Consider the following 12,301-nt stretch of genomic DNA (forward strand, 5'->3'; position numbering starts at 1 on the left):
TATAAAGTGAAACTATAATCAGTGGGGGTTTTGTTCATCCCCCACTGATTATTAGCCTTCACCAATCGGGCGTTTACGGGCAGTTAATGCGGGATAAAACAAAGATATACAACACGTAAGAAAAGAGCCTCACTATTAGCAGCAAGGCTCTTTTCTATCATCAATATGCTAGCCTTTTGAATAAAAACTAGTAATAAGTTCCATATCACTACTTCTTATCCATTAGCAAGTAAGTAATCCATCTATTTTCAAAACAAATCTTTTCTTATTCGACAGAGAAGATGAAAGAATACACCGGTTGGTTCCCTGCATGTACTTCTACTTCTGCATCTTCAAAGTTCTCTTCAACAAACGCAACTAATTCAGCCACTTCTTCATCAGTTGCATCTTCACCTTGTAGAATCGTTACAATTTCAGAATCCTCATCAATTAGTGCTTCTAGTAATTGCTTCGCAGCTCCTACTTTTTCAGCGTTTGTTGATACGATTTTCCCATCTGCAATACACATGAAATCATCTTTCTGAATTTCCACACCGTCAATTTCCGTATCACGAACAGCATACGTAATTTGACCTGTTTTCACATGAGATAAAGCTTCTTTCATGTTTTCTTCATTCTCTTCTAGCGTTCCAACTGGATTAAATGCTAACATTGCAGCCATACCTTGAGGAACTGTTTTTGAACGAACAACAATAACTTCTTGTTCTACAACTGACGCTGCTTGTTCTGCTGCCATTACGATATTTCCGTTATTTGGTAGAATGATGATTTTTTCCGCATTTGCTTCTTCAATCGCCTTCACAATATCCTCCGTACTCGGATTCATCGTTTGGCCACCTTCGATAACTTTCGTTGCGCCAATGCTCTCAAATAAAGTTTTAATACCAGATCCCATAGCTACAGTTACAATACCATACGGTTGTTTCTCTTTTGGCTGATTCGTTTGTTCAGGTACCATGGTAGGTTCATCTAATAAAGCAGTATGCTGTTCACGCATATTTTCTACTTTGATCTTAATTAGACTACCGTAACGTTGTCCATAGTTCATTGGATCTCCAGGATGTTCCGCATGAATATGAACCTTTACAACCTCATCATCCGATACAACAAGTAGTGAATCTCCGTACACACTAATATCTTCACGGAATTTTTGTTCAGAGAAATTATGTTCCTTCATTTTTTCAGGCTCTAATTTCACCATGAATTCCGTACAATATCCATACTTAATATCTTCTGTACTCAATTGGCTTTGTACACTACGGTGATGTTCTGCGCGTACCATGTCATTCATAGATGGTTGGGCAGGCACATTAGAAGAAATCGTTTCTCCTTTTAAGTCAGCTAAAAATCCTTCATATACAACAACAAGACCTTTACCACCGCTATCTACAACGCCAACTTGTTTTAATACAGGTAATAAATCTGGCGTACGATTTAACGATGCGTTTGCTTCTTTTACAACGTCTTCCATAAACAAAACAAAGTCGCGCTGTTTTTTCGCAACTGTCACTGCATATTTACCCGTTTCTCTTGCAACCGTTAAAATCGTTCCTTCAATCGGTTTCATAACCGCTTTGTAAGCTGCCTCTACTCCAGCTTCTAAAGCTGCAGCGAAATCAACTGTCGTTAATTCTTCTTTTTGTTCAATGGATTTAGAGAAACCACGGAATAACTGAGATAAAATAACCCCAGAGTTACCACGAGCTCCCATTAATAATCCTTTGGCTAAACTTACGCCGACTTTACCAGCATGTTGTGAAGGATTTGCTTTCACTTCACGTGCTCCTGAAGTCATTGATAAGTTCATGTTTGTACCGGTATCGCCATCTGGAACTGGAAATACGTTTAATGCATCAACAAGCTGAACATTATTTGTTAAATTATTGGCTCCTTGAATGATCATTTGTGATAAACGTTTTCCATCAATTTTTTGAATTGACACAGATTTTCCTCCTTAATGCACATTACAAGTTTATTACTTTAACTCCTTGTACGTAGATGTTTACAGAATCTACTGCTAGTCCTACAGTTTGATCTAATGTATATTTCACTTTAGTCTGCACGTTATGTGCTACTTCTGAAATTTTCGTACCATAGCTCACAATAATATACATATCAATATGTACTTCATCTTCATCTTTACGAACAATAACGCCTCTAGTGAAGTTTTCTTTTCGTAAAATGTCTGTTAATCCATCTTTTAATTGATTTTTTGATGCCATACCTACGATACCGTAGCAATCTACTGCGGCACCTCCAGCAATTGTTGCAATTACTTCTGTACTAATATCAATTTGACCGTACTTTGTTTTAATTTCAATTGACATCTCGTTTCCCCCTTCATAAATGGTGAAAGTGAGCTAGACTACTTTAGTTACTATCATATAATCTTTTTAAAGAAAATTCCATCGTTCTTTCTTTTTCACTCTCATATTTTATGTTTTTAATTACATTTTTTTATGATGAGCAAAATAGTCCATTGTTATTATACAACATGTACCACTATAATATGTCAAGCAATTTTTCTTGATTTCACCTTTTCTTCATTGACATATAGTGTCAAGTATTTTTTCTTGATTTCTTTTTCCTACGGTGTTGCATTCTCTTTTTAGTTGTGTTAAATTATAGTAGTGTTTTTAGCATCGCATAAAAGACTAACATTGAAAAATTACGTATGTTACGGTAGTTAAGGGAGGGAAATATAAATGGCTCGTGTTTGTGCTATCACTGGAAGAAAAGCTCGTTCTGGTAACTCTCGTTCTCACGCAATGAACGCTACAAAACGTAAATGGGGCGCTAACCTTCAAAAAGTTCGCGTACGCATCGACGGAAAAGTTCAACGTGTTTACGTTTCTGCTAGAGCATTAAAATCTGGCAAAATCGAACGTGTTTAATAATAAAAAAAAGAGCCGCTAGGCTCTTTTTTTATTATACCAATGGAAAAAGCACCGGTAATAGGTGCTTTTTTTAGTCTTTTTTGAAGGTATTTAACATCGCACGAACAATTCCACCAAGAAATTTAGGTAACTTAATTGTATAAAATCTCATGGTTTCCCTCCTAATCCCCATTACTCCACTTGTTCACTATATGATGCAAGGAGCAAAATTGTTTCTTCAATCAGTGCTTCTTATCATCATTAATATGCCAGAGGTAAATGAAAAAGTACCTTTTTCCTCAATGAGTTCATTACTAATACAAAGTGTCGATCCCCACTCTATTGTTTTATTAGTAAGAGGGTACTTAAAGCCTTGAAGTGTAATGCCTTCTACCCTTTCAGTAACTGGTACAAATGATACATATGGAAAATGTTCATTTCCTTCAATTATATACACACCTATCTTTTTCACCATTATCTCATTTTTATTATCCACAATACACATTTCTACCTGTGCTTCTAATCCCTTTAAAAGCATCTGTATATTCGCTAAACCGTGATCAAGCCTTCCACCAGTAGCACCAAAAATACGAATTAATTTTGGTTTCTGTTCTAAAGCCCAGCTAATTGCAATTTCTAAATCTGTTTGATCTTTTTCTCGCGGGACAATATGTAATTCATTTGTTTGCTGTCTCATCCATGCTAATTCCTCATCAGTAACTGAATCATAATCCCCAAACGCAACAGCCGGAGTGATTCCTCTTTTCAACAAACGGTACACTCCTCTATCAACGGCCGCCCAAACTACTTCTTCATTTTCATACCGAGAAAAATCTGCGCAGTATTCTGCAGGTCCTCCCGCTAAAATATGAATAATCATTTTTCCTTCCCCTTCTATTGTAAAAAGGCAATCTGCCATTCGGTAGATTGCCTTTCTCCTTATTTGCCACTCTAACATGTATAAATAGTGAAGTCTTACTGAACTAGAAGCTTCACTATGATAAAGGTTCGTTCATTCTTTATCCGCGAATTACACGAATTGCTTCACCGCGGTCTTTTTGATTGTATACTGCTGATCCCGCTACAAGAACATTCGCTCCTGCTTCAATACAAAGTCTTGCCGTTTCAGCGTTGACACCACCATCAACTTCAATTTCCACTTGTAGATTTCGCTCTTTAACCATTTCTGCAACTTGTTTGATTTTCGGTAATACAGAATGGATAAACTTCTGTCCGCCAAATCCAGGATTTACTGTCATAAGTAATACCATGTCTATATCTTCTAATACATGCTCAATCGTTGAAACTGGAGTATGTGGATTTAATACAACTCCCGCTTTAATGTCATGAGATTTAATTAACTGAATTGTACGATGTAGATGTGGACAAGCTTCTACATGAACAGTAATAATATCAGCTCCCGCTTTTGCAAAAGTTGGGATATAGTTATCAGGATTTTCAATCATTAAATGTACATCTAATGGTAATGATGTAATCGGTCGAATTGCTTCTACAATTAATGGTCCAATCGTAATATTTGGTACGAAATGTCCATCCATTACATCGACGTGAATGTAGTCAGCTCCGCCTTTTTCTACATCTTTAATCTCTTCCCCTAATCTTGAAAAATCTGCTGATAAAATCGATGGTGCAATTTTGATCATGACTAATACCTCGGCTTTCTCTCTCTAATTTCTTCTACGAATTGTTTGTAATTCTTATAACGATATTCGGTAATCTTTCCTTCTTCAACCGCAGCTTTCACTGCACATTTCGGCTCAACAAGGTGTGTACACCCTCTAAATTTACAGTATTGGCTCGCTTCTTTCAACTCTGGAAAACAATATGTAAGGTCTTCTACCTCTATATCTATGAAATCAAGCGAACTAAAACCAGGTGTATCCGCAACAAGTCCGCTTCCAACTGTAATTAATTCCACGTGTCTTGTCGTGTGCTTTCCACGCCCTAAATGTGAGGAAATATCATTAGTTTTCAATTCTAAATCTGGGCGTAATACGTTTAGCATTGAAGATTTCCCAACACCAGATTGGCCTGCAACGACGGAAATACAACCTTCTAAGAATGGTTTCAGAATATCAATACTTTCCGCAGTATTTATAGAAGTAAACAACACATCATAACCCATTTCACGATAATCATTCGCATAAGATTCAACAGTTCCTCTCATTTTTTCATCTACTAAATCCATCTTACTAATACAAATAATCGGCTTAATGTTATGATATTCAATCAACACTAAAAATCGATCTAACAGTCCTGGATTAAAATCTGGTTCTACCGCAGAGAAAACGAGAATCGCTTGATCAACATTAGCAATAGGAGGTCTAACAAGTTCATTTTTTCGATCAAATACTTCTAACACATATCCTTCACTCGGATTATCTGCTTGAAAAACGACTTGGTCTCCTACAAGTGGCGTAATTTTATTCTTTCTAAATACACCACGCCCGCGACATTGTGTAATCCCTTCCTCATTCTGCACATAATAAAACCCACTTAGAGCTTTTACAATTTTTCCTTCTGGCATATAATTCTCCTTTATTTTGTATAAAATGAAACTGCAATTAAATATGAATAGACTAGTGTTCTTTAAACAATTATTTCAAAGCCCACCAAATATATACCCAGGCTCATATATTTAATCTACCATCAAATTTGAAATATTATTTACAACAGTATCACTTTTACAGCTTTTTGAATCATATATTTTTGCCTGTTATACAGTCCACGATGTAGACAGCATAACAGGCAAGAGTAATACATCCCATCTTCTATATAAGGACGATGAAATTCACTATTATTGAGCTGGATATGGTACTTCTTTGTCGATAATTGTTACTCCATCTCGAACAATTTTATAGTGTCCCTTTGCACCTTCTTGGATTACAAATTCTAAAGAAATTGTCGCTGACTCTGAAATCGTTCTAGTTTCAACTGGTCTATCCATTTTTTGCTGCATATCTTCTTTATAAATTTCTATTGTTTGCGGTTTTTTCTCACCTGTTGCAGAAGGCTCATATGGGATAGAAATATTATCCACTTTTACCGTTTTCGTCACTTTAGGCTTCGGGCCATCAGAGATAACAATCGTTACTTTATCTCCTTCTTTTAAAGGTGTCCCAGGCTTTGGAAATTGTGAAATAACAAGGCCTTTATCAATTGCATCTGAATATTCTCTTTTTATATCAGAAACAAGCTTTCTTTCATTTAAATAACCTTTCACGCTATTTTCAGTCCATCCTGAAAAATCACCTGGCCTAATCTGATAAGGCCCTTTACTTACCCAAATTTTCAGTTCCTGTTCTGCCTCTATAACCATTTGGTCAGGAGTTGGTATTTGTTCTACAATTTCACCTTTTGGCTTATCATTTTCAATATAATTTACTGTAACTTGTTTATATTTTTCTTCTAACTCAGCCCTTATACTCTCGAAATCTTTTCCTGTGAAATCACTCATCTTACTTTTCTTTTTTCCACCTGATTGATAGATAGTGATTTTAGAGTTTTCTTTCACTACTCTTCCAGCTATAGGATCTGTTTTTATCACTTTTCCGGCTTCAACGTCATCTGTATATACAATATTAGGTTCAGTAACTTCAAACCCCTTTTCAACTAATGTATTTACAGCTGTTGTATATTTCATACCAGCCACGTCAGGAACCTTCACATCTTTCGGAATAAAGAAGCCTGGAATAACAGTAAGCGCTAATGTTATCCCTATCGCTAAAAGTAAAAATGTTGTAATTAAAACCTTCAGCCATTTGTTACTTCGTTTTTTCTTCTTACCTGATTCGGTCTCTTCTTTTCTTACTTGTTCATCCACTTTACTTCCTTTTAATACAATCGTTTCATCACTTACATTTTGAAATAGTTGTTCTTGTTGAATAATTGGAATCGCTTTCGTTGCTTCCATATCTTCTGGTATGTAAAATGGTTGTTCATTGATTCGTTCTGGGTATAGTGCTGTTTCAATATCTCGTTTCATCGCGTTAGCAGATTGATATCGATGGAACGGATCTTTCGCAGTTGCCTTTAATATAATATTTTCAACACTTTGTGGAATATTTTCATTCCATCTTTTTGGAGATGGCATTTCATTTTGTAAATGTTTTAACGCAATTGCAACAGCAGATTCACCAGAAAACGGTTGTCTTCCTGTTAACAATTCAAACATAACAATCCCAAGTGAATAAATATCTGATTGTTTATTCGCTATACCGCCGCGCGCTTGTTCTGGTGATAAATAATGCACCGAACCGAGCACCGAATTTGTATGTGTAATCGTTGCTGCACTTGTAGCTGTCGCAATTCCAAAGTCTGTGACTTTTATCACTCCATCATCTCGGATCAAAATGTTGTGCGGTTTAATATCGCGATGCACAATCTCAAAATGATGGGCGTGTGCCATGGCGGATGTTAACTGCTCCATTATATCAAGAGCTTCTCCTATCGGTAACATCCCTCGATCAATTATGTATTGCTTCAATGTTCGTCCAGGTACATATTCCATTACAAGATAATATATACCATCCTCTTCCCCAACATCATACATATTCACAATATTTGGATGCGACAACGTTGTAACAGATTGCGCTTCTCGATGGAAACGTTTAATAAACTCTTCATTATTTGAATAGTCGAGTCTTAATATTTTTACCGCTACATCTCGGCCAAGTATATCATCATGAGCTAAATATACATTGGCCATTCCTCCACCGCCAATCATTTTCAGCAGCTTATAACGGTCATTTAAGCGTTTTCCAATCAGCACGTTGCACTTCACCTACTTTCGTTTGTCGAATCCGCATAATCAATAATAGCGAGGGTGATATTATCTTCTCCACCACGATCATTTGCTAATTGAATGAGATGCTCTCCCTTCACCTCGAGCTGTTCATTCAATTGTAAAATTTGTTGCATATCATCAATAGAAACTTTGTTAGACAATCCATCAGAGCAAAGAAGCAATTGATCGTCTTCTTCGAGCACCAATGTTTTAACATCTAGTCCGACTTTTTCTTCTGTTCCTAACGCTCTTAACAGAACATTCTTTTTCGGGTGATATTCTGCATCTTCTTTTGAAATTTCACCGTGCCTAACAAGTTCATTTACAAGTGAGTGATCTTCCGTTACAAGCGATATTTCTCCCTCTGATACCATATAACAACGACTATCTCCTATATGACCTATTGTTACAAAATTAGGTGTACAAATCGCCACGATAACCGTTGTTCCCATACCATTACATTCTACATGCTGCTTAGAGTAAGCATATATGCGCTCATTAATAATTCCAACGTTAGTATGTAACCACTTTTCTACCTTTTTAGGCTCATTCATATTATGCGTTTGCTTCCAATAATCATGGAATAATTGAATAGCCATCGAGCTAGCTACATCGCCAGCTCGATGACCTCCCATTCCATCTGCTACTACCGCTAAAATATTTCCATCTAAATTGTGAAAAACTCCTGCACTATCTTCATTATGTTGACGAACTTTCCCTTTATCCGATAGAAACACGGCTTTCATCTCGTCACCTCGTCTCTTCTTTGCGCTCCTTTGCACGCAACTGACCGCAGGCTGCATCAATATCATGACCTTGTTCACGGCGAATTGTTACATTCACTCCACGATCTTTTAGCGTCTTTTCAAATAAGAAAATTTGCTCTCGTGGCGTACGTACATAATCACGTTCTGGCACGTAGTTTACCGGAATTAAGTTTACATGACATTTTACACCTTTTAAGAGCGCAGCAAGTTCTTCAGCTTGCTCAACTTGGTCATTTTCCCCTCCAAATAAGCCATATTCAAACGTAATACGACGCCCTGTTCTATTTACATAGTATTTAACAGCTTCCATTAAATCTGGTAGCTTATAAGCACGGTTAATCGGCATTAATTTTGAACGTAACTCTGTATTTGCAGAATGCAATGAAATCGCAAAATTAATTTGCATATCTTCTTCAGCGAACTTATAAATTTTTGGAACAATTCCACTTGTTGAAACTGTCATATGTCTTGCACCAATATGAATTCCTTTTTCATGATTTACAATGCGTAAGAATGACATTAAGTTATCATAATTATCAAATGGTTCTCCAATTCCCATAACAACAAGAGAACTTACACGTTCTTCTGTTTCATCAAGCGCACGCTGAACTTCTACTACTTGCGCTACAATTTCTCCAGCCTCTAAGTTTCGTTTTAACCCACCAAGTGTAGAAGCACAGAACGTACAGCCAATGCGGCAACCTACCTGTGTTGTTACACAAATGGAATTTCCATATTCATGTCGCATTAGTACAGTTTCAATAGAGTACCCATCGTATAACTGGAATAGGAATTTAATCGTTCCATCCGAAGACGTTTGTTTTACTAAAGTGTTTAAAGTAGTAATATCAAAGGAATTCGACAATTTATCGCGCAATCCTTTAGCAAGGTTTGACATATCCTCATAATTTTTTACACGTTTTTTATATAGCCAATCAAAAATTTGTCCTGCACGGAACTTAGGTTCTCCTTGTTCCTTTAACCAATCTTGCATTTCATGAAGTTGTAAAGAATAAATTGATGGTTTCTTTGTTTCTAGATTTTTCTTTTGTTTTTTTACAGTCGTTTCCATGATGCTACACCTTCTTTCTTAAACAAGCAATATAAAAGCCATCTGTTGCAAAATAATGCGGTAAAATTCGTACTTGACCTTCATCAATATACGGATTTAACTTTTCTGGCATGCGATCTTTTATCGTAGTATCCCATTCAAATTCAGGATGCTCTTGTAAAAATTGCTTTATTACTTGTTCATTTTCTATTTTTTCAATTGTGCACGTACTATAAACAAGGCGACCACCTTGTTTTAACAATGGTGCTATTTTTTCTAGTATCGCTAGTTGAATCGTTGATAATCTTTCACTATCGCCCTTATCTTTACCTAACTTAATATCAGGTTTACGTCTAATAACACCAAATCCAGAACATGGTGCATCTACTAATATTTTGTCAAAAGATTCATTTGCAAAATGCTCTTGAACTTTTCTAGCATCTAAAGCCATCGTTTCTACATTTTCTAAACCAAGTCTCTTCGCCTGTTGTTCAATTAAACGTACTTTATGTGCGTGTAAATCAAGCGACATTACCTTACCAGTTCCGTCCAAACGCTCTGCAATATGAGTTGTTTTTCCGCCAGGAGCAGCACAACTATCTAGAACTGTATCTCCTTTATTCGGTTCTAAAGCACGTGCTACAAGCATTGAGCTTTCATCTTGAATAGAAAGGAAACCTTTTTTGAACGCTTCTGTATGTGCGACATTTCCTCTTTCAATTTGAATTGCATCCTCTGACAATTCGCCACGTTTTGCTTCTATACCCTCATCAGCTAATAACGCAACCGCTTCTTCTACCGTTACTTTATCAACATTTACACGTGCTGTTGGTACAGGTGGCAACATATTTACTTCACACATTTTCTCTGCTGTCTCTAAACCATATTCGGATGCCCATTCTTGTACAAGCCACATTGGATGACTCGTTGCAATTGCAAGACGTTCTACTGGATTTTCGATTTCTTCTAACGAAGGTACACCTTCTCGCTGAATTGAACGCAATACTCCGTTCACCATACCTGAAATCCCTTTATGTCCACGACGCTTTGCAATCTCAACTGCTTCATGAATAGCCGCTCTTTCTGGAACTCGGTCTAAATATAGCATTTGATATAAAGATAGGCGAAGCAACACTCTTACCCACGCTTCAACCTTTTTTCTTAAAAATGGTTGAAGATAATAATCTAGTGTGTCACGACGTTGAATTGTTCCATATACCATTTCAGTTAATAAACCAATATCTTTTCTGTCAATTGTATTTTTTTCAATCAGATTATTTAAAAGTAAGTTGCTATATGCACCACTTTTTTCTACTTGAATTAAGCCATCCAGAGCTAACTCACGAACATTTTGTCTCATGCATTTTCTCCTAACTTCGTACCAATTTCAGGTTTTGTTCCACGTAAAAATTGTGAACAACTCATACGCTTTTTACCAGACGGTTGTAATTCAGTGATTTTAACACCTGTCTCATTCCCTGTTGCAACAACAAATCCATCTTCTTCAAGAGCTACTATTGTACCTGGTTCAGCTTTCTCTGTAATAGAGATCTTCTCTCCCCACCATACTTTAATAACTTGTCCTACCAAAGTCGTATAAGCAACTGGCCATGGATTCAATCCGCGAATGTGATTGTATACTTCTTCACCTGTTTTTGTCCAATCAATTATCTCTTGCTCACGTTTAATATTATATGCAAACGTCACTTCAGCTTCACTTTGTTTAATTGGTTCTAGTTTACCCTGAATTAGTAAAGGAACCGTTTTAGATAAAAGGTGTGCTCCTGCTTCGCTTAACTTATCAAATAATGAACCTGTTGTTTCACGCTCTTCAATTTCTACTTCTACTTGCGTTAATATATCGCCAGCATCTAATTTTTCTACCATATACATAATTGTAATACCTGTTTTCTCTTTACCTTCCATGATCGCATAATGAATTGGTGCACCACCGCGAAGTTCTGGAAGTAATGACGCGTGGACATTAATACATCCATACTTTGGCGCTTCTAAAATTTCATTCGGTACGATTTGTCCAAATGCCGCTGTTACAATTAAGTCGGGCTCTAGTGCTAATACTTTTTCATATTCGTCCTTTTCACGAATTTTTAACGGCTGCAATACTGGAATACCATGTTTCTCCGCTTCTACTTTAACAGGAGTAGGTGTTAAAACCTTTTTTCTACCGACTGGACGATCAGGTTGCGTTACAACACCAACTACGTCATATCCGTCCTCGATAAGACGACGAAGCACCGGCACAGAAAAGTCCGGTGTCCCCATAAATACTACTTTCATCATTCAAAAACCGCTCCTTTTAAACCTATTCTAATTCGCCTGCTTCATAATATCTTTTCACTTTAGATGTAAATAAAACACCGTGTAAATGATCGATTTCATGCTGAATTGCACGCGCTAAGAAGTCATCCGCTTCTAATAAAAATATTTTACCGCGACGATTTTGCGCACGTACTTTAATGTAATCTGCACGCTCCACTTCACCATAAAGTCCCGGAAAGCTTAAGCAACCTTCGGGACCTACTTGTTCACCACGTTTTTCTAAAATAACAGGATTAATTAATTCAATTTTACCCGTATCATCACCGATATCAACAACAGCAACTTGTAAGCTTACACCTACTTGTGGCGCAGCTAGACCAACGCCGTCTGCAATTAACATTGTTTCATGCATATCTTTTAACAATTTCACTAACTTTTTATCAAAGTTAATTACTCTTTCGCATGGTGTTTCTAACACTTCATTTGGATGCTTTACAATTTCTAAAACTGCCATATTTCC

General features: G+C 36.7%; 13 protein-coding genes. 1 reads left to right on the forward strand and 12 read right to left on the reverse strand.

The genetic code is table 11. The annotated features are described in order from the left end of the window. Positions 1-265: 265 nt before the first annotated feature. Positions 266-1,942 carry a DAK2 domain-containing protein gene (locus BWGOE10_RS19315; RefSeq protein WP_070144600.1) on the reverse strand — a complete coding sequence of 559 codons (1,677 nt, stop codon included), beginning with the start codon at positions 1,940-1,942 and terminating at the stop codon, positions 266-268. 22 nt (positions 1,943-1,964) lie between these two features. After that, on the reverse strand, positions 1,965-2,327 hold the full coding sequence (locus BWGOE10_RS19320) for an Asp23/Gls24 family envelope stress response protein (RefSeq protein WP_070144601.1): 363 nt from the start codon (positions 2,325-2,327) through the stop codon (positions 1,965-1,967). Between the two features lie 378 nt (positions 2,328-2,705). Here BWGOE10_RS19320 and rpmB point away from each other — a divergent pair, with 378 nt between their 5' ends. Beyond that, positions 2,706-2,894 (forward strand): 50S ribosomal protein L28, encoded by a 189-nt coding sequence (gene rpmB, locus BWGOE10_RS19325; protein ID WP_000124776.1) that lies wholly within the window; start codon positions 2,706-2,708, stop codon positions 2,892-2,894. Between the two features lie 73 nt (positions 2,895-2,967). Here the strand turns inward: rpmB and spoVM are convergent, their stop codons facing one another. The 10 genes from spoVM to def all read right to left on the reverse strand — a co-directional run bounded on the left by spoVM (position 2,968) and on the right by def (position 12,295). Next, entirely contained in the window at positions 2,968-3,048 is an 81-nt protein-coding gene (gene spoVM, locus BWGOE10_RS19330; RefSeq protein ID WP_001213599.1) for a stage V sporulation protein SpoVM, read from the reverse strand. Positions 3,049-3,114: 66 nt separating this feature from the next. Further along, positions 3,115-3,795 carry a thiamine diphosphokinase gene (locus tag BWGOE10_RS19335; protein ID WP_070144602.1) on the reverse strand — a complete coding sequence of 227 codons (681 nt, stop codon included), beginning with the start codon at positions 3,793-3,795 and terminating at the stop codon, positions 3,115-3,117. Positions 3,796-3,895: 100 nt separating this feature from the next. Further along, complete coding sequence (gene rpe / locus BWGOE10_RS19340; RefSeq protein ID WP_002111395.1) at positions 3,896-4,540, reverse strand: ribulose-phosphate 3-epimerase; 645 nt, start codon at positions 4,538-4,540, stop codon at positions 3,896-3,898. A 2-nt stretch (positions 4,541-4,542) separates the two neighbouring features. Continuing rightward, positions 4,543-5,424, reverse strand: a complete 882-nt coding sequence (gene rsgA / locus BWGOE10_RS19345) for a ribosome small subunit-dependent GTPase A (protein ID WP_070144603.1) — start codon at positions 5,422-5,424, stop codon at positions 4,543-4,545. Positions 5,425-5,694: 270 nt separating this feature from the next. Beyond that, on the reverse strand, positions 5,695-7,668 hold the full coding sequence (pknB, locus tag BWGOE10_RS19350; RefSeq protein WP_070144604.1) for a Stk1 family PASTA domain-containing Ser/Thr kinase: 1,974 nt from the start codon (positions 7,666-7,668) through the stop codon (positions 5,695-5,697). An 8-nt stretch (positions 7,669-7,676) separates the two neighbouring features. Then, positions 7,677-8,429, reverse strand: coding sequence for a Stp1/IreP family PP2C-type Ser/Thr phosphatase (locus BWGOE10_RS19355; RefSeq protein ID WP_070144605.1), 753 nt, complete (start codon positions 8,427-8,429; stop codon positions 7,677-7,679). Between the two features lie 4 nt (positions 8,430-8,433). Next, positions 8,434-9,522, reverse strand: a complete 1,089-nt coding sequence (gene rlmN / locus BWGOE10_RS19360; protein WP_070144606.1) for a 23S rRNA (adenine(2503)-C(2))-methyltransferase RlmN — start codon at positions 9,520-9,522, stop codon at positions 8,434-8,436. Between the two features lie 4 nt (positions 9,523-9,526). Next, positions 9,527-10,861: a 16S rRNA (cytosine(967)-C(5))-methyltransferase RsmB gene (gene rsmB / locus BWGOE10_RS19365; protein ID WP_002128834.1), complete on the reverse strand. Its 1,335-nt coding sequence runs from the start codon at positions 10,859-10,861 to the stop codon at positions 9,527-9,529. Beyond that, a complete protein-coding gene (gene fmt, locus BWGOE10_RS19370; protein ID WP_070144607.1) occupies positions 10,858-11,802 on the reverse strand; it encodes a methionyl-tRNA formyltransferase in 945 nt (314 codons plus the stop codon). Before fmt ends, rsmB begins: the two co-directional genes overlap by 4 nt. A gap of 22 nt (positions 11,803-11,824) precedes the next feature. After that, on the reverse strand, positions 11,825-12,295 hold the full coding sequence (gene def / locus BWGOE10_RS19375) for a peptide deformylase (protein WP_002014496.1): 471 nt from the start codon (positions 12,293-12,295) through the stop codon (positions 11,825-11,827). Positions 12,296-12,301 lie beyond the last annotated feature (6 nt).

The sequence above is a fragment of the Bacillus mycoides genome (genome assembly GCF_001757995.1).
Classification (GTDB): Bacteria; Bacillota; Bacilli; order Bacillales; family Bacillaceae_G; genus Bacillus_A; species Bacillus_A mycoides_B.

Excerpts from the sequence above, each read along its gene's own strand:
- fmt (WP_070144607.1), bottom strand. The coding sequence starts at position 11,802 with ATGATGAAAGTAGTATTTATGGGGACACCGGACTTTTCTGTGCCGGTG.
- rpe (WP_002111395.1), bottom strand. The coding sequence starts at position 4,540 with ATGATCAAAATTGCACCATCGATTTTATCAGCAGATTTTTCAAGATTA.
- rlmN (WP_070144606.1), bottom strand. The coding sequence starts at position 9,522 with ATGGAAACGACTGTAAAAAAACAAAAGAAAAATCTAGAAACAAAGAAA.
- BWGOE10_RS19355 (WP_070144605.1), bottom strand. The coding sequence starts at position 8,429 with ATGAAAGCCGTGTTTCTATCGGATAAAGGGAAAGTTCGTCAACATAAT.
- BWGOE10_RS19320 (WP_070144601.1), bottom strand. The coding sequence starts at position 2,327 with ATGTCAATTGAAATTAAAACAAAGTACGGTCAAATTGATATTAGTACA.
- def (WP_002014496.1), bottom strand. The coding sequence starts at position 12,295 with ATGGCAGTTTTAGAAATTGTAAAGCATCCAAATGAAGTGTTAGAAACA.
- rpmB (WP_000124776.1), top strand. The coding sequence starts at position 2,706 with ATGGCTCGTGTTTGTGCTATCACTGGAAGAAAAGCTCGTTCTGGTAAC.
- rsgA (WP_070144603.1), bottom strand. The coding sequence starts at position 5,424 with ATGCCAGAAGGAAAAATTGTAAAAGCTCTAAGTGGGTTTTATTATGTG.
- rsmB (WP_002128834.1), bottom strand. The coding sequence starts at position 10,861 with ATGAGACAAAATGTTCGTGAGTTAGCTCTGGATGGCTTAATTCAAGTA.
- BWGOE10_RS19335 (WP_070144602.1), bottom strand. The coding sequence starts at position 3,795 with ATGGCAGATTGCCTTTTTACAATAGAAGGGGAAGGAAAAATGATTATT.
- spoVM (WP_001213599.1), bottom strand. The coding sequence starts at position 3,048 with ATGAGATTTTATACAATTAAGTTACCTAAATTTCTTGGTGGAATTGTT.